The sequence below is a fragment of the Micrococcus sp. R8502A1 genome (assembly GCF_006704135.1).
GTDB lineage: Bacteria > Actinomycetota > Actinomycetes > Actinomycetales > Micrococcaceae > Micrococcus > Micrococcus luteus.
On the sequence record NZ_VIGS01000042.1, the window covers coordinates 1 to 20,028 of the forward strand.

The 20,028-nt window shown below is 74.7% G+C and carries 19 protein-coding genes; 5 read left to right on the top strand and 14 right to left on the bottom strand.

Annotation, left to right across the window (positions count from 1 at the left end; genetic code table 11):
• Window positions 1-183 precede the first annotated feature (183 nt).
• On the bottom strand, window positions 184-3,615 hold the full coding sequence (locus FLM69_RS08430) for an SNF2-related protein (RefSeq protein WP_141843851.1): 3,432 nt from the start codon (window positions 3,613-3,615) through the stop codon (window positions 184-186).
• 135 nt (window positions 3,616-3,750) lie between these two features.
• On the opposite strand from FLM69_RS08430, the gene FLM69_RS08435 reads away from it, so the two are divergent.
• On the top strand, window positions 3,751-5,436 hold the full coding sequence (locus FLM69_RS08435; RefSeq protein ID WP_036314913.1) for an SDR family oxidoreductase: 1,686 nt from the start codon (window positions 3,751-3,753) through the stop codon (window positions 5,434-5,436).
• Here FLM69_RS08435 and crtX read toward each other — a convergent pair.
• The 9 genes from crtX to FLM69_RS08480 all read right to left on the bottom strand — a co-directional run bounded on the left by crtX (window position 5,421) and on the right by FLM69_RS08480 (window position 12,736).
• Complete coding sequence (gene crtX, locus FLM69_RS08440) at window positions 5,421-6,212, bottom strand: C50 carotenoid glucosyltransferase CrtX (protein WP_036314910.1); 792 nt, start codon at window positions 6,210-6,212, stop codon at window positions 5,421-5,423. The genes FLM69_RS08435 and crtX overlap by 16 nt on opposite strands.
• Window positions 6,209-6,823, bottom strand: a complete 615-nt coding sequence (locus tag FLM69_RS08445; protein ID WP_255502778.1) for a hypothetical protein — start codon at window positions 6,821-6,823, stop codon at window positions 6,209-6,211. The genes crtX and FLM69_RS08445 overlap by 4 nt, the downstream gene beginning before the upstream one ends.
• Window positions 6,762-7,118, bottom strand: a complete 357-nt coding sequence (gene crtYh / locus FLM69_RS08450) for a C50 carotenoid gamma-cyclase subunit beta CrtYh (RefSeq protein WP_141843855.1) — start codon at window positions 7,116-7,118, stop codon at window positions 6,762-6,764. Before crtYh ends, FLM69_RS08445 begins: the two co-directional genes overlap by 62 nt.
• Window positions 7,115-7,504, bottom strand: a complete 390-nt coding sequence (gene crtYg / locus FLM69_RS08455; protein WP_036314902.1) for a C50 carotenoid gamma-cyclase subunit alpha CrtYg — start codon at window positions 7,502-7,504, stop codon at window positions 7,115-7,117. The genes crtYh and crtYg overlap by 4 nt, the downstream gene beginning before the upstream one ends.
• Window positions 7,474-8,358 carry a prenyltransferase gene (locus FLM69_RS08460; RefSeq protein ID WP_141843857.1) on the bottom strand — a complete coding sequence of 295 codons (885 nt, stop codon included), beginning with the start codon at window positions 8,356-8,358 and terminating at the stop codon, window positions 7,474-7,476. Before FLM69_RS08460 ends, crtYg begins: the two co-directional genes overlap by 31 nt.
• Entirely contained in the window at window positions 8,355-10,055 is a 1,701-nt protein-coding gene (gene crtI, locus FLM69_RS08465; RefSeq protein WP_141843859.1) for a phytoene desaturase family protein, read from the bottom strand. The genes FLM69_RS08460 and crtI overlap by 4 nt, the downstream gene beginning before the upstream one ends.
• On the bottom strand, window positions 10,052-10,948 hold the full coding sequence (locus FLM69_RS08470; protein ID WP_135019682.1) for a squalene/phytoene synthase family protein: 897 nt from the start codon (window positions 10,946-10,948) through the stop codon (window positions 10,052-10,054). The genes crtI and FLM69_RS08470 overlap by 4 nt, the downstream gene beginning before the upstream one ends.
• A gap of 1 nt (window position 10,949) precedes the next feature.
• A complete protein-coding gene (locus FLM69_RS08475) occupies window positions 10,950-12,026 on the bottom strand; it encodes a polyprenyl synthetase family protein (RefSeq protein ID WP_010079993.1) in 1,077 nt (358 codons plus the stop codon).
• 161 nt (window positions 12,027-12,187) lie between these two features.
• Window positions 12,188-12,736: a hypothetical protein gene (locus FLM69_RS08480; protein WP_020626537.1), complete on the bottom strand. Its 549-nt coding sequence runs from the start codon at window positions 12,734-12,736 to the stop codon at window positions 12,188-12,190.
• A 146-nt stretch (window positions 12,737-12,882) separates the two neighbouring features.
• Here FLM69_RS08480 and idi point away from each other — a divergent pair, with 146 nt between their 5' ends.
• Complete coding sequence (gene idi, locus FLM69_RS08485) at window positions 12,883-13,512, top strand: isopentenyl-diphosphate Delta-isomerase (protein WP_141843861.1); 630 nt, start codon at window positions 12,883-12,885, stop codon at window positions 13,510-13,512.
• Window positions 13,513-13,587: 75 nt separating this feature from the next.
• Here idi and trxA read toward each other — a convergent pair whose 3' ends face one another.
• The gene (gene trxA, locus FLM69_RS08490) at window positions 13,588-14,025 is read right to left on the bottom strand and encodes a thioredoxin (RefSeq protein WP_135019319.1); all 438 of its coding nucleotides are present in this window, start codon (window positions 14,023-14,025) and stop codon (window positions 13,588-13,590) included.
• 212 nt (window positions 14,026-14,237) lie between these two features.
• Between trxA and aroQ the strand changes: the two genes are divergently transcribed.
• A complete protein-coding gene (aroQ, locus tag FLM69_RS08495) occupies window positions 14,238-14,690 on the top strand; it encodes a type II 3-dehydroquinate dehydratase (RefSeq protein ID WP_044659289.1) in 453 nt (150 codons plus the stop codon).
• A gap of 96 nt (window positions 14,691-14,786) precedes the next feature.
• On the top strand, window positions 14,787-15,269 hold the full coding sequence (locus FLM69_RS08500) for a pyridoxamine 5'-phosphate oxidase family protein (protein WP_044659290.1): 483 nt from the start codon (window positions 14,787-14,789) through the stop codon (window positions 15,267-15,269).
• A 75-nt stretch (window positions 15,270-15,344) separates the two neighbouring features.
• On the opposite strand, the gene rlmN is transcribed toward FLM69_RS08500, so the two are convergent.
• Both rlmN and FLM69_RS08510 read right to left on the bottom strand, forming a co-directional pair.
• Complete coding sequence (gene rlmN / locus FLM69_RS08505; protein WP_036384305.1) at window positions 15,345-16,742, bottom strand: 23S rRNA (adenine(2503)-C(2))-methyltransferase RlmN; 1,398 nt, start codon at window positions 16,740-16,742, stop codon at window positions 15,345-15,347.
• On the bottom strand, window positions 16,735-17,607 hold the full coding sequence (locus tag FLM69_RS08510) for an oxygenase MpaB family protein (RefSeq protein WP_141843863.1): 873 nt from the start codon (window positions 17,605-17,607) through the stop codon (window positions 16,735-16,737). Before FLM69_RS08510 ends, rlmN begins: the two co-directional genes overlap by 8 nt.
• Window positions 17,608-17,952: 345 nt before the next feature.
• Here FLM69_RS08510 and FLM69_RS08515 point away from each other — a divergent pair, with 345 nt between their 5' ends.
• On the top strand, window positions 17,953-18,225 hold the full coding sequence (locus FLM69_RS08515) for a three-helix bundle dimerization domain-containing protein (RefSeq protein WP_081091283.1): 273 nt from the start codon (window positions 17,953-17,955) through the stop codon (window positions 18,223-18,225).
• A gap of 275 nt (window positions 18,226-18,500) precedes the next feature.
• On the opposite strand, the gene FLM69_RS08520 is transcribed toward FLM69_RS08515, so the two are convergent.
• Entirely contained in the window at window positions 18,501-19,745 is a 1,245-nt protein-coding gene (locus FLM69_RS08520) for an isochorismate synthase MenF (RefSeq protein ID WP_141843865.1), read from the bottom strand.
• Window positions 19,746-20,028: the final 283 nt, after the last annotated feature.

The following is a 20,028-nucleotide window of genomic DNA, read 5'->3' on the forward strand; positions in this document are numbered from 1 at the left end:
GTGCTGGAACGGGACGGGCGACGCATGGCCCGAGGCTACCCCCCGCTTTCGTTCGGGAAACGGCGCCCCGGGGACGACTTTCGTTGACGAAACGGGCGGGCGGGACGCCGTTTCATCAACGAAAACGTCGCGACACGCCGCCGTTTCCCGAACGAAAACGTCCGGCGCGCCCTCGCGCAGCGCTCACTCCTCGGCGCCGAGCATCTCCCGGATGTCCTCGGCGGTGAGGGAGTCGGTGAAGGCGCCGGCTCCGGAGTCGTCGGACTCGTCCATGAGCGCGCCGAACAGCTCGGCCTTGCGCCGCTGCAGCTCGAGCACCTTCTCCTCGATCGTCCCCTCGGACACGAGCCGGTAGACCATCACGGTCCGCTCCTGCCCGATCCGGTGCGCCCGGTCCACGGCCTGCGCCTCCGCAGCGGGGTTCCACCACGGATCCATGAGGAACACGTAGTCCGCCTCGGTCAGGGTCAGACCGAAGCCACCCGCCTTCAGGGAGATCAGGAACACCGGCGCCTCGCCCTCGCGGAAGCCGCGGATCACGTCGGCGCGCCCGCGCGTGGAGCCGTCGAGGTACGCGTGCTCGATCTCCAGGTGGTCCAGCTCCTCGGCGATCACCCGCAGGAAGCTCGTGAACTGGCTGAACACGATCACGCGGTGCCCCTCGCCGATCACCTCGGTGAGGTCGTCGAGGAACCGCTCGAGCTTCGAGCTGGGCACGGAGGCGTACTGGTCGTCGACGATCTGCGGCGCCAGCGCGAGCATCCGCAGCAGCGTGAGCGACTTGAAGATGGTGAACCGGTTGCCGTCCATGTCCCCGAGCAGGCCCAACACCTTGCGGCGCTCGCGCTGGAGCACGCGGTCGTAGAGCTTGCGGTGGGCCGGCTGGAGCTCCACCTGGAGGATCTGCTCCTGCTTGGACGGCAGGTCCTTCGCCACGAGCTCCTTGGAGCGGCGCAGCATGAACGGGCGCACGCGGCGGCGCAGGGCCGCCATCCGCTCAGGGTCCCCCCCGGTCTCGATGGGGGTCACGTAGGTCTCGCGGAACCGGCGGTGGCTCGGGAACAGGCCCGGCACGACGACGCCCAGCAGCGCCCACAGGTCGCTGAGGGAGTTCTCCATCGGCGTGCCGGTGATGGCCAGCCGGAAGGGGGCGCGCAGGTCGCGGGCCACCGTGTGCACCTTCGCGGCGCGGTTCTTCAGGAACTGCGCCTCGTCGAAGACCACCCCGCCCCAGTCCAGTCCGCCGTACTGGCCGGCGTCGATCCTCAGGAGCGTGTAGCTGGTGACCACCACGTCCGCCCCCGCCACCTCGTCCGCCACGGCGGTGCCGCGCTTGCGGGTGGTGGTGTCCAGGACGCGCACGTCGAGGTCCGGGGTGAACTTCTCGGCCTCGGCCGCCCACACGGACACCACGGAGCTCGGCGCGACCACGAGGAACGGCGGCGGCTCGGGCCGGGCCTGGCGCGCGTGGGCGAAGAGCGCGAGGGTCTGGACGGTCTTGCCCAGGCCCATGTCGTCGGCCAGGATCCCGCCGAGGTCCTGCTCCCACAGGAACGCGAGCCAGCGCAGGCCCTCCTCCTGGTAGGGGCGCAGGTCGGCCTTCAGGCCGGCGGGGCGCGGGGCCTCGGGGAGGCGCTCGACGGCGGCCAGACGCCCGACGGCGGCGGTCCACTCCGGGTCCTCGTCCACCTCGTCCGCGAGCTCCTTGAGGTCCTCCCAGAAGCCGACCTGGTGCCGTGAGACGGGGGTGTGCTCCGGGGTCCACTCCTGCAGGGTGGCGGCCTCGGAGAGCAGGGCGCGCAACCGGTCGAAGGCGGGGTGGTCGAGGCCCAGGTAGGAGCCGTCCGCGAGGATCAGCGTGGTCCTGCCCTGCACGAGCGCGGTGAACAGCTCCACGAACGGCAGCACGTGCCCGTCCACGGAGACCTGCACGCCGAGGTCGAACCAGTCGTTCTGCGTGGCCTTCGTGCCGACCTCGATGCGCGGGGCGGCCTTCAGCTCGCGGTAGTCGGGGCGGTCGCCGGTGACGTCCACGCGCACGTGGTCCGCGCGCTGCAGCAGCGGCAGCACCTGCTCGGAGAACCGGGCGGCGCCCACGCCCTCGAGGACCTGCTCCTCCGCACGGCCGGCGCGCGGCCAGAGCTCGGCCACGGCGCGCAGCACCGCGTCCTCGTGCCGGGTGTCCCGCAGGGGGTCGCCGCCGGCGTCGAGACCGAGTTCGCGGGGCGGGTCGAAGTAGAGCCAGGACCAGCGCAGCACGAGCTCGTGGCCGGGTCGGAAGTCGGCGCGCAGCCGCAGCACGGGCGGCTCGAACTCGGGCAGCTCCACGGAGGCGTCGCCGCTGGTCACGGGCAGGGCGCCACGCAGCCGCGGGTAGATCCGGCCGAGGAACTCCTCGCGGTCCGCGGCGGGCACGCGCACGGGCCCGCCGGCGAGCACGAGCTGCTGCACGGCCTCGGGGACGGGGCGTGCGGCGGGGATCAGGTGGAGCACGGCCTCCTCGTCCGTGAGCTCCACGCGGTAGAAGCCGATGCCGCCCACGGCGTGCACACCGCTCAGCCCGGGGCCGGGCGGGGCCGGGTCCAGGGACGGGGCCACGTCCAGACCGCCGTCGGGGGCGGCGGTGACGTCCAGCCCGACGGCGACGGGCGCCTCCAGCACCACGTCCGTCAGCAGCCCCAGCGGCACGAGCTCCACCCCGACCTCGCGGGCCTCCGCGAGCAGCTGCCAGATCCGCGGGGAGTCGAAGACGTGCAGACCGAACCAGGCGTCGCCCGGGTAGGAGTCCTCGGCCTGGACCTGACGCCAGATCAGGCGCATCGCCCGCTCCTGGGCGGGGGCGAACTCGGCGCGCGGGAACTGGAACGCCTTCCACGTCAGCCCGCCCTTGATCCACGTCCCCTTGGCCCCGCGCTTGAGCGGGCGCACGGTCACGTACAGCGGGCGGCCCTCGCGCACCTGCTCCTCCCCGGCGGTCGCCGGGCCCCACTGCTGGAACGCGTTGCGGGAGGACTCGGCCACGAGCTCCACGCCGATCGCCAGCGCGGGCGGCGTGCCCACCCGGCGCGGGCCGTGGAGTCCGGCCAGCGGCTCCATGACCCGTCGCCAGTCCAGGCCGGCAGGGGGTGGGGGTGCCGCCCCGTCCGCGGCCGGGGCGTCGAGGCCGGCCGGGCCGCCGCCGTCGTGGCCCCGGCCGGCGGGCGCGGGCAGCGCGTCCGCCGTGGTGACCATCTCGGCGAGCTTGCGGCGGGCGTCGTCGAGGGCCTGGTCGGCGTCGAGGCGGACCACCTGGTAGAGCGCGGCGGCCACGTGCTTGCAGTCCGTCCCGACCGGGCACGTGCAGCGCCCGCCCACCGGCTCCATGAGGGCGCCGGCGCCGTCCTCGGCGGCGTCGTCGTAGGCCTCCTGCAGCTGCACCTGCACCCGGTAGGGGCTGGGCGCGGTGCCCTGGACGGAGGCGCTCAGACGGCCGGTGGCGGCGTCATAGCGCAGGCGCCCCACGGCACCCGACGCGGCCACGGCGAAGCCGCGGTCCGCACTGGTGGGCCCGACGACGGCGCGGATGGCCTCGGTGCGCAGGTGCGGCAGGACGTCTCCGGAATCTGCAGTGGCCATAGCGAGCAGTCTTTCACGGACCGTGCCGGGCCCGCTCCGACCGACACCGGCCCGGCGGCGTGCCGACCACCCCGTTCCCGGGCCCGCACACCTGAGACCTTCAGCCCGACCCGCCCCGGACCCTAGAGTGCGCCCATGGCGTCCACACAGCCCTCCCCCGTCCCCGCCGGTGCCACGCCGGCGTCCCACACCTCCCCCCTCGGCCTGTCCCTGCCGGACGGCCGGGGCCGTCGCGTCCTCGTCACCGGTGCCACCGGGTACGTGGGCGGGCGCCTCATCCCCGAGCTGCTCGCCGCCGGCTTCGACGTCCGGGCCGGCGCCCGGAACCCCTCCGACCTCGCGGACCGACCGTGGTCGGACAGCATCGAGGCGGTGGAGCTCGACCTCACCGAGGCGGACCTCGTCGAAGCCGCCATGCAGGACGTGCACACCGTGCTCTACCTCGTGCACTCCATGGGCGGGGGCGGCGACTTCGTGGCCCAGGAGCAGCGGATCGCGGACATCGTGGGCACCGCCGCGGACACGGCCGGCGTGGCCCAGCTCGTCTATCTCTCCGGCCTGCACCCGGACACGGTCCCCGTCGCGGAGCTGTCCGACCACATGCGCTCCCGCGCCCTCGTGGCCGAGCGTCTCGAGCGGGCGGCGACCCCGGCGCTGACGTTCGAGGCCGGGGTGATCATCGGCTCGGGCTCCACCTCGTTCGAGATGATCCGCCATCTCGCCGAGCGGCTGCCCGTGATGCCCGGCCCGTCCTGGCTGAGGAACCGGGTGGAGCCGCTGGCCATCCGCGACGTCCTGTACTACCTCCTGCAGGCCTGCGCCCTCCCGGAGCCCGTGCAGCTGAGGGCCCAGATCGGCAACGGACACCCCCAGTCGTTCGCGAGCGTGCTGGTGGACTACGCCAAGGCCGCCGGCCTGTCCCGACGCATCGTGATCCCCACCCCGTTGCCCTTGAAGACCCTGGCGGGCTTCTGGATCGGCATGGTGACCCCCATCCCGGTCGCGGTGGCCCTGCCCCTGGCCGCATCCCTCGCCGAGGAGGCGGTCGTGGAGGACCGCTCGGTCCGCGACCTCATCCCGGACCCGCCGGGCGGGCTGACCTCCTACATGGACGCCGTGCGGCTGGCGCTGAAGCGGGAGAAGGAGGGTCCCCTGGACGTCACCTTCGACGCGGACCTCCAGAGCTCCGCGGACCCGGCCGCCTCCCTGCCCTCGGATCCCGAGTGGGCCGGCACCACGGTCTACACGGACGAGCGCGAGCGCGAGTCCGACCTGCCCGCGCAGGAGGTGTGGCCGGTGATCGAGTCGGTGGGCGGCGCCAACGGTTGGTATTCCACCCCGCTGCTGTGGAAGATCCGCGGGCTGATGGACAAGTTGGCCGGCGGGCCCGGCCTGACCCGCGGCCGGCGGGACCCGAACCACCTGCGACGCGGCGACGCCGTGGACTGGTGGCGGGTGGAGGACGTGGAGCCGGGGCGGCGGCTGACCCTGCGGGCGGAGATGAAGGCCGGCGGGCGGGCCTGGCTGCAGCTGAGCACCGAGCCGCGGGAGGGCGGAGGCTCCGTCTACCGCCAGCGGGCGGTCTTCATGCCGGACGGCCTGCTCGGACGCGCCTACTGGACCGCCATCCTGCCCTTCCACGCCGTGGTGTTCCCGGAGATGGCCGCGAACATCCTGGCCGAGGCCAGGCGCCGGCACGACGGCGGCGAGCGTCCCCGCACCCGCGGCCTGCTGCGGCCGCTGGTGGACCGGCTGCCCCTGCGTCGCAACCCGTTGGACAGGCGAGCCCGCGGCGCCGGCGGCGCTCAGTCGCGGGACTGACCGTCGGGGCCACGCCCCCAGTGGGGCCGGGGGCGTGACCGGGCCGCCCGGCGCAGCCACCGCCGCCCGGGGGACAGCCGGGCCCAGTTGACCTGCAGGGTGGTGACCGCCATCCGGCCCTGCCGCACCCGCTGGCGCAGGGAGTGGAAGATGCGCCCGGCGACCTCCACCCGCAGGTCCGGATCGAACCGGATCCGGCGGCCGGCCAAGGCCAGCTGGAAGGACAGGTCCAGGTCATCGTGCACGTCCCCGCGCTCGCGGTGGACGCGGGTCCGCACAGCCTGCCACGCCTCGGCGCGCAGGGCGCAGTTGGAGCCCCAGACGGGGGTGGCCGCCACCGCGGCGCCCGCCCCCCAGCGGTACGCGCCGGTGTAGAGCGCCGCCCGCACCCGCCCCCGGAGGCCGGGCTGGTCGTGGAAGGTCCCCGGCCCGGTGAGGGCGTCGAGCCCGGAGTCGGCGTCGAACCGGGCCACGATCCGTTCGAGCCAGTCCGCGGGCATCCGCGTGTCGGCGTCGCAGCGCACCAGCAGCTCCCCGACCGCGGCGTCCAGGCCGGCGGCCGCCGCGGCCGGGACCCCGCGGCGCGGCTCGTGCACCACCCGCGCGCCGGCGGCGCGGGCGAGCACCGCCGAGTCGTCCACGCAGCCGTTGTCCACCACCACCACCTCCAGCGCCGGCCGGCTCTGGGCGGCCAGCAGGGCGAGGCACACGCGCAGGTGCTCGGCGTCGTCGAGCACCGGGACGACCACGGAGACCGTGGGGCGGGCCGGGGTCACCGGCTGCGCCCCCGGCGCACGGCGAGGGCGGCGCCGATCCCGGCGCCGACGAGATCGGCGGCGAGGTCGCCGATGGTGTCCGTGTAGCCCACACCGATCTCGGGGGTCACCGCCGTGTGCCCCCACCATTCGGCCAGCTCCCACACCACGCCCAGGGCCACGGCGGCGGCCGCGATCCCCAGCCCGGCCAGGCCCGGGCCGAGCAGCGCCACGGCCTGCCCGGCCTCGGTCCCCCGACGCCGGAGCCATGCCCCCACCACCAGTGCCGTCAGACAGGCGACCACGGCGGAGGCGGCGGCGTGCACGAGCAGGTCCAGCCACGGCACCCGCGGGTAGAGGCCGATGACGCTCAGCCACCCGGCCAGCAGCAGGACCGCCTGCGCGGCCCAGTCCAGGGCACCGCCCGGGGCGAGCCAGCGGGTGAGCCACTGGGAGCCGAACACGAGCAGCATCGCCGCCGCGGACGGCCATCCGGCGTGCACCGCCGCGACCGGGACGAGGATCAGGCCGAGCGCGCGCAACAGGTCTGCGGGGATCAGCGGCAGCATGTCAGCGATCGCCCGGGTGGGGGCGGCGTCCCGGCCGCCGGCCGCGCCGACCGGCACGACCACGGCTCGTCAGCAGCAGCCAGAGCGCCGGCAGCAGCAGGGCGGAGCCGAGCGGGTAGGCGAAGTCCTCCACGGGCGCCTGGCCCACGTAGGCACCCACCAGCAGCTCACGGCCGTAGTCGAAGAGCCCCGCGGCGATCATCACGTTGTCGAAGACCGCCGTGAGGGCCCACAGGGCCACCAGGGTGGCCGCCACGGCCCGCAGGTGCTCGCCCCGCACGCGGCCGACGAGGGCGGCGCCCACGAGCACGGCCAGGGCGAAGCCCACGAAGACGAGGACGAGGTCGAGGAAGGTCACCGGCTGCCCCCGTCGGTCGGATCGGCCGGCGTCGCGGCACGGGCGTCACCTCGCCGGCCGCGCAGCAGGCGCAGCGCCCCGGTGAACAGCACCATCGTGATCTGGCTGAGGAAGAGCAGGAAGAACCCCTCCTCCAGGGGCAGCTGGGGGGCGAGCATCACCCCGGTCATGTAGGGCGACTGCCGGTGCAGGAACACGCCTTCGGCGATCCCCCACAGGTCCCAGGCGAAGAAGTAGGCCACCCCGGCGGCCAGCACCAGCAGCGCCGGGAGCGGGCGATGCCACAGGAACAGCTCGAAGCGCCGGTCCACCAGCAGCATGCAGCCGATGACACCCAGCAGGGCCAGCAGGTAGATCATGCCGCCGCCCCCCGGGTCAGCGCCCACCCGATCAGCAGCAGGGTCACGAGGAAGCCGGTCACGTAGTTCAGCGGAAGGAACAGCTGCCAGCCGCGGTGGGCCGCGCCCGAGGTGGCGTCCGTGACGCGGCGGAAGCGCAGGGTGTTCACCACGTAGGGCACGGCCAGCAGCGCCGCAAGCGGGCCCGGCGGGTCGGTGGCCAGCAGCAGCAGGCCCGCCGCCGCGTACAGGCCGGCGGCGAGCAGGACGGTGCGCCGAGCGCCCAGCACGGTGGCCACCGAGGCCAGGCCCCCCTCCCGGTCCGGCACCACGTCCTGCACCGCCCCGAACATCTGCGAGGCCATGCCCCACAGGAAGAACGCCCCCAGCAGCGCCGCCAGGGCGGGCGTGGGGGTCGCCCCGGCCAGCGCGAGGCCGTAGACCGCGGGGGAGACGAAGTGGGTGGCGGAGGTCGCGGCGTCCAGGAAGGGCCGCTCCTTGAACCGCAGCCCCGCCCAGGAGTACGCCACCACCGCGAACAGGCTCACCGCCAGCACCAGCACGGCGGCCCACTCGCCCCGCACGGCGGACCAGCCCGCGAGCACGGCCACGAACGGCACGGGCAGCAGCACCGACCACGCCAGCACCCGGCGGCGCACCGCGGGGTCGCCCAGCACGGAGCCCTCCACACCCCCCTTGCGGGGGTTGCGCAGGTCCGAGGCGAAGTCGAACACGTCATTGATGCCGTACATGGCCAGGTTGTAGGGCACCAGGAAGAACACGACGCCCAGGACCACCAGCCACGCGGGCAGCCCCCCGGTCAGGATCGCGGCGGCGGCGAACGGGTACGCCGTGTTCACCCAGCTGACCGGCCGGGACGCCCAGAAGAGGGTGCGGATCATGCGCCGCTCCCCCCGGGGCCCGCGGGCCGGACCCTGCGCGCGTCGTGGCGCAGTTCGTCCCGGACCACTTCGGCGGAGATCAGACACATGGGCACCCCGATTCCCGGGCGCACCGAGGAGCCCGCGTACATCAGGCCGGCCACGTCCGCGTCCCGCACCGAGGGACGGAACATGGCCGACTGCGCCAGCGTGTGCCCGGGGCCCAGCAGCGAACCCCGCCAGGCGTGCACGTCCGCGGCGAAGTCACCGGGCCCGTAGGTGCGCCGCACCACGATGCGCTCGGCCAGGTCCGGGATCCCGGCCCAGCGGGCCAGCTGGTCGAGGGCCCGGTCCGCCACGGCCTCCACCTGGGCGTCCCCGGCGCGGTCCACCCGCCAGCCCTGGCCGTCACGGACCCGGATGCCGCCGCGCCCCCACCCCGGCTCGGCGGGGGCCGGGACGAGGATGAAGAGGTTCTCGTCGCCCTCCGGGGCCACGCCCGGGTCCGTGGCGGAGGTGCGCGAGACGTAGATCGACGTGTCCGCGGCGAGGTCCTCTCCCCGTTCGATGCGCCCGAAGTTGTCCTCCCAGTCCGCCGTGAACAGCAGGGTGTGATGGGCCAGCTGGGGCAGGGATCCGCGCACCCCCACGCACACGAGCACGCCGGAGGGGCCGGGGTCGCGCCGGTCCCACGTGGACTCCGCGACGCGCCGGCCGGGAGGCAGCAGACGGGTCTGCACGTGGTGCAGGTCCGCGGCGGCCACCACCACATCGGCGTCGAGGCGTCCCGCGGCGCCGTCGTCGGACCGCCAGGCGACGCCGGTCACCCGGCCCGGGCGGCGACGTCGGCCCTCGTCCCCGCGGGCTGCTCCCGGCCTGGGCAGGCGGGCGGCCAGGCGTCCGAGGCGGCCGGCGGGGGCGGGACGGTCCACGACCTCCACGGCGGTCGCCTCGACCCCGGTGCGGATCTCCACGCCGGCCTCGCGCACGACCTCCGCCATGGCGTCCACCAGGGCCGCGAAACCGCCGAGGGGGTACTGCACGCCGTCGGCGAGGTCCAGATGGGACATCAGGTGGTACATGGCGGGGGCACGGTCGGGGGACGTGCCGAGGAAGACCGCCGGGTAGCCCAGGATCTGGCGCAGCCGGGGGTCCTGGAAGCGGGCCGCCACGTGGGAGCGCAGGCCCCCCAGCAGCTGGGGCCCGAGGGCCGGCAGGGCGCGCAGGACGTCCGGGTGGGCCAGGGCGGCCGGCCGGCGGAAGTCCGTGTAGAGGAAGTGGTCCTTGGCGAGCCCGTAGATCCGGGACGCGGAGTCGAGGTAGGCCCGCAGCCGGCGCCCGGCGCCGGGCTCGAGGGACTCGAACAGCGTCTCCGCGTGGCCGGTGCGCACGTCCACGGGAGGCTCCTGGAGGTGCCCCTCGAAGTACACCCGGTAGCCGGGGTCCAGACGGCGCAGGTCCAGCCGTTCGGCGGCGGAGGTCCCCATGAGGCGGAACCAGCGGTCGATCACCTCGGGCATCAGGTACCAGGAGGGCCCGGTATCGAAGGTGAACCCCGCCTCAGACCAGCGTCCGGCACGGCCGCCCAGGACGGCGCCGCGCTCCAGCAGCGTCACCCGGTGCCCGTCGCGGGCCAACAGGCCCGCCGTGGCCAGTCCGGCGAACCCGCCGCCCACCACCACGGTGCGCGGGCCGAGAGCGGTGTCCCGGGCGCTCATCGGCGGCCTCCCCGGCGGCCCCGTGCCAGGACGCGGGCGGCGATCCGGGCCTTCTGGCGGTCCGGCACCCGGACACGGCGGTGGGCCAGCTCGGCCGCCGGGGTCGCCTCGATCCGGTCCACCAGGGCCGCGAACAGTCCGTGCGCCAGGGCCACGGCGCGCCCGGCCCCGGGGTCCAGGACACGGATGCCGGGCAGGGCGGCGTCGAGGTCGGCGCGGACCTCGGCCACGAGCTCGGCCTTGCGGGCCTCGGTGAGCACGCCCGGTGCGGCACCGGGCAGGTAGGTGCGGCCCAGCTCGTGGTGGTCCGCGGCCAGGTCCCTGAGGAAGTTGACCTTCTGGAACGCCGCCCCCAGCCGGGAGGCCTGCGCGCGCAGCTCCTGCCGCTGGCCCGGGGTCCGGGCCCGCGTGCCGGGGAGGGAGAGGAAGACCTGCAGGCACATCAGCCCCACCACCTCGGCCGAGCCGTGGATGTAGGCGTCCAGCGACTCGGCGCCGTGCTCGCGGATCCCCAGGTCCGCGCGCATGGAGGCGAAGAAGGGACGGGTCAGCTCCGGGGTGATGCCGTGGCGACGGGCCACGTCGGCGAAGGCGTGCAGGACCGGGTCGGTGGCGAAGCCCGACGCCATCGCGGCCTCACACGCCCGCTCATAGTCGTCCAGGGCGGCGCGGACCCCGGCCTCGTCGAGCCCGGCGGCCACCGCGACGCCGTCGACCACCTCGTCGGCGACGCGGACCATGGCGTAGATCGTGGCCACGTCCTGGCGTGCCTGCCGGGGCAGGGTGCGGCAGGCCCAGGAGAAGGACGTGGAGTAACGGCGGATCACCTGGGCCGCTGCGGCGTGGGCCGTCCGCGTGTACAGCGCGGCAGGGCTCGGGGTGGGCGCGGCCATCTCAGGACCTCCGGGTCAGCACGGCGTGGCAGGCGTCGGCGAACTCCGCCCGGACCGTCTCGTCCAGGGGCAGGGCCGCGATGCGCTCGCGGGCGCGGACGGTGAGCTCGGCGGCGACGTCGAGGGCGTGCTCCCGGGCACCGGCCGCCTCGAGGGCGCGGCGGGCGGCCTCGATGTCCGCGGGGGTGGCCGGGCCCGCGTCGAGCAGGGCGCGGACGGCGGGGATGCGGCGGCCGTGGGCGGTGAGCACGGTGGCCTTGCCCTCGCGCAGGTCGCCGTCGGCGGACTTGCCGGTCTCCCCGGGATCGCCGAACACGCCGAGGACGTCGTCGATCACCTGGTAGGCGGCGCCGAGGTCGGCGCCGGCCTCGCCCATCGCCCGGGCGAGGTCGGGATCCGCCCCGGCCAGGAGGGCGCCGGCGCGCAGGGGCGCGCCGACCGTGTAGTGCGCCGTCTTGAGCCGTTGCATGGCGAGGATGCGGTCGGGATCGGGCTCCTCACCGGTGTGACGGGACAGCCCCAGGAGCACGTCCTCGAGCTCGCCGGCCGCAGTCACGGCGGCGGCGTCGAAGACGACGGCGGCGGCCTCGGCGGCCCGGGCGGTGTCGGCGGCACAGGTGGCGGCGAGCCGGAACGCCTGGGTGAGCAGGACGTCCCCCGCGATGAGGGCGACGGCGACCCCGGCGTGGGCGGCGTCCGCGGCGGGCACCCCGCGGGCCTCGAGGCGGTGCCGGGCGGAGGCGTGCACGGCGGGCTGGCCGCGCCGCAGCACGTCCCGATCGATGACGTCGTCGTGGACGAGCAGCGCGGTGTGCAGCAGTTCGAAGGCGGCCCCGAGTCGGTCGACGGCAGCGCGGCCGGACGGAGGGACCGGGTCGGCGGTCGCCAGGCGCCAGCCGAGCTCGACGAGACGGGGGCGGATGAGCTTGCCGGCGCCCACATGGACGTGGAGCGAGTCGAGCAGCTCGGCGAAGGCGGCGGATCCGGGTGCCTGGGCCGCGGCATGTCGGAGCGCGGCGTCCAGCTCGGCGGTCACCCCGGAGAGCGCGGCCTCGCCGCCCGTCCTCGCTTCACCCATGGCGCCTCCTCGGTGGCGGACACGACGCGGCACCGACCGCCACATCTGTTCGACCATCTAACTTCTGGACGCAGAAGAGACTACGGGCCGCGCCGGTCCCGCGTCCATGCGCGGCGGTCCCGGGCGGCGCGATCTCACGACGCACGGGGCCGCCGTCGGGATCAGGCGTCGGCGGACGCCGTCTCCAGGGTGATCTCCGGGTCCACGATCTGACCCTCCCACTCACCGGAGACCCCGTACACGACGCAGTGCTTCTCGTCGGTGCCGTAGTTGCCCAGCTCGGAGGAGGTCAGGACGGCCCCGTTCAGCTGGTCCTCCTTCTCCTCGCTCAGGCGCTGGGCCTGGGCGGTGCAGGTCTGGGCGGCGGCGGGGTCGGCCTCCTCACCCTCGGCCACGGCCGGCACGGCCCACAGGTACTCCGCGGTGTGGGCGCCCTCGCAGTCGGTGGTCTCGAAGGAGGACAGGTCACGGGCGCCGAGCGGGGCGGTGAAGCACGTGCCGGCCTCGTAGTCGGCCGGGGCCGCGGACAGCGACGACGCCGAGGCGGACGACGACTCCGCACCCTGCGCGGACGCGGAGGCGGGCGCCGTCGTCGAGGCGGACGCGTCGGCGTCGGACGAGTCCTGACCGCCGCACGCGGTGAGGGCCAGCAGCGCGGCAGCGGACAGGCCGGCAAGACGGGCGGAACGGGACAGGGCGGCGAAGGCCATGGGGGTGCTCTCCTCGAGTGACGTGGGACGCGCCGGGGTGTGGCGCCGACCTCAGCACTCTAGCCACGCCCGGCCGTCGGGATCGGACTGAGGTGACGTGGCCCACATCTGATGGGTGGCCCGGCTCGCCTGCCACACTGAGAGGCATGCAGACCCCGGCCACGCCCTCCCCGCCCGACCGCCCCTCCCCCGTCGCCCGACCGTGGTTGGCGGCCTCGGACGTCCCGGTCGCAGGCCCCGACGACGTCGAGCGCGTGGTCCTGCTGTCCCCGGAGGGCGAGGCCGTGGGCACGGAGGCCAAGGCCACGGTCCACCGCCGCACCGAGGACGGCGGCACGCCCCTGCACCTGGCCTTCTCCTGTCACGTGTACGACGAGGCCGACCGGTTCCTGCTCACCCGCCGGGCGCTGGGCAAGGCGGCGTTCCCCGGGGTGTGGACCAACGGGTTCTGCGGGCACCCCGGCCCCGGCGAGTCCCCCGCGGAGGCCGTGCTGCGCCGCGCCCCGCAGGAGCTGGGCGTGGAGGTGTCCGACGTCGTCGAGGTGCTCCCCGACTTCCGCTACCGCGCCGTGGACGCCTCCGGCATGGAGGAGCACGAGGTCTGCCCCGTGTTCCGGGCCCGGATGCACGGCGACCCCGCCCCGGAGCGGGACGAGGTCGCGGAGTGGTGCTGGGTGGAGCCGGCCGAGCTGACCGCCGCCCTGGCCGCCGTGCCCCGCGCGTTCAGCCCGTGGCTCGTGGAGCAGTGGCAGCAGGGGGCGTTCGAGGGCCGCTGAGCCGGGCGGGTCAGGCTGGGCGCATCAGGCCGGGCGCGCCGGGCAGCCGAGCGGATGCTCGGTCGCCGGCCGGCGTCAGCGGCCGTTGACCTCGTCGAGGTGCGAGGCGGTGGACTGCACGGCCTCGTCCTGGCTCGGCTCGGCCTCCGCCTCGCCGGCCTGCTGCTCGGCCATGGCGCGCACCTCGGCGATGTCCAGGCCCTTCACCTGCTCGAGGAGCTGGTCCAGGGCGGGCGCCGGGAGGGCGCCGGCCTGCGAGAACACCAGCACGCCGCCGCGGAACGCCATGAGCGTGGGGATCGAGGTGATGCCGGCCATCGCGGCCAGCTGCTGCTGGTCCTCGGTGTCCACCTTCGCGAAGACGATGTCCTCGTGCTTCTCCGAGGCGGCCTCGTAGACCGGGGAGAACTGCTTGCAGGGGCCGCACCAGCCGGCCCAGAAGTCCACGAGGACGGTGTCGTTCTCGGCGACGGTGGAGCCGAACTCCTCGAGGGTCAGGTCCTTGGTGGCCACGGTGGGTCCTTTCGTCAGCGGGGCCGACGCGTTCACGCCGGCGATCATCCTGCCGACCACAACGGACGCCCCGCCGCACCTATTCCGCCCCACCCCGCTTTCGTTCGGGAAACGGCGGCGTGTCCCGGCACTTTCGTTCGGGAAACGGGCGCCTTCCACGCACTGTCGTGGCCGAGACGGGAGCCGTCGTCGTCGCTTCCTAGACTGACCGCATGACCGCCACTACCGCCCTGCCCCTGCTCGTGCTCAACGGCCCCAACCTGAACCTGCTCGGCACCCGCGAGCCCGAGGTCTACGGCACGGCCACCCTCGACGACGTCCGTGCGCTCACCGAGGCCCGCGCGGCCGAGCACGGGCTGACCGTGGACTTCCGACAGTCCAACCACGAGGGCGAGCTCATCGACTGGATCCAGGAGGCCCGCACCTCCCACGCTGGCGTCCTCATCAACCCCGCCGCGTACTCGCACACCTCCATCGCCATCCGGGACGCCCTCGCCGCCGTCGACCGGCCGATCGCCGAGGTGCACATCTCCAACGTCCACCGGCGCGAGGCGTTCCGGCACCACTCGCACGTCTCCGCCGTCGCCGACGTCGTGATCGCCGGGGCGGGCGTCCAGGGCTACGCCCTCGCCGTCGACTGGCTCGCCGCGGCTGTGCGCCGCTGAGCGCTGGTCAGGGCCCGCCTGGCCGTGTCTAGGGTCGGTGCTACGAGCCGGTGGCCGCATCAGGGCGCCGGCACCCGACGACGAAGGAGTCACGCCATGGGCACCCAGGATCCCCGCGCCCGTCTGCTCGAGAAGCTCGCGAAGGTGAACGTCTGCATGCTGACCACCGCTGAGCGGGACGGCACGCTCGTCACCCGCCCGATGGGCCTGCAACAGGCCGAGGACGGCGGCACGCTCTGGTTCCTCACGCGCGCCACCTCCGACGTCGCCGCGGACGCTCCGCAGCGCCCGGTCAACGTCGCCGTGCAGGACAAGGACTTCTGGGCCTCCCTCGCGGGCCACGGTCAGCTCGTCCGCGACGACGCGCGCAAGAAGGAGTTCTGGAACCCGGCCACCGAGGCCTTCTTCGGTGAGGGCTCGAGCCCCGAGGATCCGCAGATCGTGCTCGTGCGCGTGGACGTGCAGACCGCCCAGTTCTGGGAGTCCCCGGGCGCGGTGGCCACCGCCGTCGAGCTGGTCAAGGCCAAGGTCACCGGCGGGACCGCCGAGCCGGGCGACAGCGAGACCGTCCGCTTCTGACGGCGCTCCCCGACGCCGGCCCCGCGGCTTGCCCGAGGACGGGCCGGTGGGCGCCGCGCGCGGGGCCTCGGCAGGTCAGTCGACGTCCTCGGCCGCCAGCTGGCCGCATGCGCCGTCGATCTCCTTGCCGCGGGTGTCGCGCAGGGTGGTGGGGATGCCGGCGGCGTTGAGCCGGTCCACGAACTCGCGCGTCACGTCCTTCTCCGAGGCGGTCCAGATGGAGCCCGGCGTCGGGTTCAGCGGGATCGGGTTCACGTGCACCCAGCCCTTGCCCCGGGCGTTGAGCTTCTTGGCCAGCAGGTCGGCGCGCCACGCGTGGTCATTCATGTCCTTGATGAGCGCGTACTCGATGGACACCCTGCGCCCGGTGGCCACGAAGTAGTCGTACGCGGCGTCGATCGCCTCGTCCGCCTTCCAGCGTGAGTTCACGGGGATCAGCTCGTCGCGCAGCTCGTCGTCCGGCGCGTGCAGGGACAGCGCGAACGTCAGCGGCACGCCCTCCTCGGCCAGCTTCCGGATGGCCGGCACCAGGCCGACGGTGGACAGCGTGATGTTCCGCGCGGACATGCCCAGGCCCTCGGGCGAGGGGTCCACCATGCGGTGCACGGCGGCCATCACGCGCTTGTAGTTGGCCAGGGGCTCACCCATGCCCATGAACACGACGTTGGTGACGCGGTCGGCGTCGTGCCCGCCATCCTTGCGCTTGCCGCCCAGTCCGCCCTGGGCGATCACCTGGTTGGCCAGCACGATCTGCTCCACGATCTCCGCCGTGGACATGTTGCGGGTCAGCCCGGCCTGGCCCGTGGCGCAGAACGGGCAGTTCATCCCGCAGCCGGCCTGGCTGGACACGCACAGCGTCACGCGGCCGGGATACCGCATCAGCACGGACTCCACGAGAGCGCCGTCGAACAGCCGCCACAGGAACTTGACGGTGTCCCCGCGGTCGGTCTCCATGCGCCGGACCTCGGTGAGCAGCGGCGGGAAGAACGCCTCCGCGATCGCCTCCCGCTTGTCCTTGGGCAGGTCCGTCATCTGCTCCGGATCGGTGGTGTAGTGCTCGAAGTAGTGCACCGAGAGCTGCTTGGCGCGGAACGCCGGCAGCCCGATCTCCTTGGCCTTCTCCTGCCGTTCCTTCAGCGTGAGGTCGGCCAGGTGGGTGGGCGGCTGGGAGACGCGCGGCTGCTTGAACTGCAGCTGCGGTCGGCCGTCCGGGCCCATCGGCTGGGTCCAGCCCTCGGTCTTCGGCATCACCTGGGGGCGCTCGGCGGTGGCGGCCTCGCGGCGCTTGGGCGCGGAGAGCTGGTGGCCGACGCCGGCGCGGCGCATGCGCTCTCGGTCCTCGGCGAGCTGGCGCGCCTCGGACTCGTCGATCAGGCCGCGCTCGGGGCGGCCGAGGGCCGGCTTGCCGGCGCGGTCCCTCTGGCGGTTCGGGGTGGGCTTCGATCCGGGGCGGCGGGGCTGGTAGTCAGACATCGGCACCATTCTCCCAGACGGGGCGGACTTCGCGGCGGGTCGCCTCCACGTCGACGGCGCCGCGCGGCCCCGGCATCCGGGGCAGCCCCCGCAGGACCCAGCGGACGACGACGCCGCGCACCCTCGCCGGCAGCGGCCGGTACAGGGTCCGCGCCAGCCCCCAGAGGCGTGCCTCCCGGACGGAGTCCCGCCCGGTCCAGGACCAGCCGAGGCCGGCGCGCACGCGCCCCGGGAGGAGGCCGGCGGTGACGAACCGGGCCAGGGGCAGGGCCGCCCGCAGCGGCGCGGGGACGCCCTGGCCGGAGAACAGGTCGGCGGCGATCCGCCGCGCGTCGTCCGTGACCTCGAGCCGGGCCACCCGGTCGTCCCAGTAGTCCGCGAACGCCGCGCGGTCGACCGGCCAGGCGGAGGCGGGGACCTCGAGGCTCGTGGCGAGCGGGGCGTACCCGCGGTAGAGGCGGTCGGCGTCCTCGGCGTCGAGGGCGCCCCACATCCGGCGGCGCACCTGCTCCCCCATCGCATAGAGGGTGGCGGCCACCCAGAGCTGGGCGTCCGGGTCGGCGGCGTCGTAGGGGTGGCCTCCGGCGTCGAGCCCGCGGACCAGGCGGTGCGCCGCCCGCACCCGGTCGACGACCGCGTCGCGCAACGGCGCGGCCTCGGGGAGGGTGACCGCGTAGATGTAGGCGAGCGTGTGGCGGAGCCGGCGCATCGGGTCCTCGGTGAACCGGGAGTGGACGGCGACGCCGGCCCCCACCGGCCGGTGCGCCACCTGGAGCAGGATCGCCGCACCGGCACCGGCGAGGATCACGGCCTCGCGGGCGAGGGCGGCCGCAGAGGTCGGGGCGGAGCGGCGGTCGGGGCGCATGGTCCCAGCCTCGCACCGGGCCGGGCAGAGGGGCAGGGGGCGAAGATGAACGGCGCTGTTCACCTTCTGTTCACCTAGCTGTCCGCCTGGCGCTCGTGGCGCCTCGACACGAAAGTAGCGTGATGGCGCCGATTTCGCGGCATACAGGCGGGCGCAACAGGGTGTCACAGGTCACGTTGGTGAACACGGAGTTGCACTCCGGGAGGAAATCTGTAAACTTGTTCACAAGCAGTTCACCTAGCGTTTACGGAACGCGAGGTTGGGACTCCACCGAACCCATCACCCGCGGCCCCGCCGCGACGATCCGCCGGACTCATGGTCCGGCAACCGAAGGAGGTGCTCACCGTGAGCATCAACACGACCAGCCACCACCTGCCCGCCACCCCGAGCCCCCTCATGCAGCGCCACGTGCTCCAGCGCGTCGAGGAGACCCTCCTCCGCCGCTTCGAGGGCACCGTCACCGCCGAGACCGTCCGCTCGGTCGTCCGCGAGGTCGTCGCCGACCTCAAGCGCGGCGCCCGCATCACCACCTTCCTGCCGGCCCTCGCCGAGCGCGAGGCCACCCGCCGCCTCCAGGCCGCGACGCCGGCCCACGAGGCCATGGCCGTCGCCGCCTGATCCCCCATACCGACGCGACGACCCGTCGGCCCGCCCCGCGAGGGGCCGTGGCCGGCGGGTCTTCTCGCCTCCCCGGACGCTTTCGTTCGGAAAACGGCGGGCCCCAGGACGCTTTCGTTCGAGAAACGGTGTGAACGCTCCGGGGCGCCGTTCCCCCGCCGCCCACGCGACTCCGAGGTGCGGCGCCGTTTCTCACACGAAAGCACCGCGACACGCCGCCGTTTCCTACACGAAAGCGTGGGTGACGCGAACGGGGGGGCACGGCACGGGAGGCCTCAGTCCGCGGCGACGCCCAGCGCTCGGCGCATCGGCAGGAACTTGGCCCGGATCTCCGTGACCTCCTCCTCGGGCACCGCTCCCGGGACCATCCCGCCCCCGGCCTGCAGCCGCACCCCGCCGGGCACCTGCTGGCCGCAGCGCAGTGCCAGGGCGATCTCGCCGTCGCCGTCCTGATCCAGCCACCCGACCGGCCCGGCGTAGCGGCCGCGGTCCACGGGCTCGACCTCCGCGATCACCCGCACCGCGTCCGGCGTGGGGGTCCCGCCGACGGCCGCCGTCGGATGCAGCGCGGCCACCACGTCCAGCACGGTCCCCCGCCCATCCCGCAGCCGGCCGCGCACGGACGTGGCCAGGTGGTGCACGTTCGGCAGGGTCAGGACGGTGGGCGCGGGGTCGTCATCGGCGAGGTCGACGACGGGCGCCAGCGCGTCCAGCACCGACCGCGCCGCCCAGCGATGCTCCTCCGCCAGCCGCGGATCACAGGCCAGACGCTCCCGCAGCGCGGCGTCCTCCTCCTCGTCCGCGCCGCGCGGCATGGACCCCGCCAGCACCCGCGAGCCCACGAGCCCCGCGTGCCGCGTGGCGAGGACCTCGGGCGTGGCGCCCAGCAGCCCGCCGACGGCGAACACCCAGGTCTGCGGGTACTCGCGGCGCAGGGCCCCGATCGCCCGCCACAGGTCGGCGTCGTCCGCGGGGACGGTCATCGTGCGGCTGATCACGACCTTCGCCAGCTCCCCGCCCGAGTCGGCCATCCGCGTCAGCAGCTCGCGCACGCCAGCCGCGTAACCGGCGTCGTCCCACGCACGGTCGGCGACGTCGGCGGGCAGGGGCACCTCGCCGTCGGCCAGCAGCCGGGCTCCGCGGTCCGCGGCGACGGCGGCTGCGAGCGCGTCCGCGTCCACGTGCTGGGCCACGTCCCGCACGCCGGACGGCGTGGCGCGGCGCAGATCCGCGGGGATGCGCAGGACCGCGGGCTCAGGCGAGTCGTCGGCGAAGGTCGAGGAGATCCAGCCCCGCAGCGGGGCCGTCGGGTCCGGTCGCCCGGCGACGGCGGCCTGCCACAGCGCGGAGAGTCGGCGGAGCCGGTCGGGGCCGTCCAGGAGCACGGTCCAGCCGCCCTCGCCCCGCCACGCGTCGTCCCCGTGCGCCCACAGCACCGCCCGGGCGAACGGGGGGACGGCGGCCTCGGGGGCCCCGGTCGCGGGGGCGCCGAGGTCCGGGAGCAGGGAGCGGACAGACATGGCCCCCATTCTCTCCCACCTCGGCGGACCCCCGCTCCGGGCCCGGGCGTCGGCCACCGCCCCGACGACGGCGGCGAGCAGCGTCGTCGGGCGCGGAGGGATCCCGTCAAGGCTTGCGCCGGCACACCCGACGTCGCAGGGTGGGGGCACCCGTTCACCTCGCGTTCAGCCGACCGCCTTCCCCGGAGGACTCGCACCATGACCCTGTACCCTATACACATCAGACGCTGCCGACGATCGCCTTACGGGGGAGTCAGCGTTGTCGTCACTCCTCTAAACAATA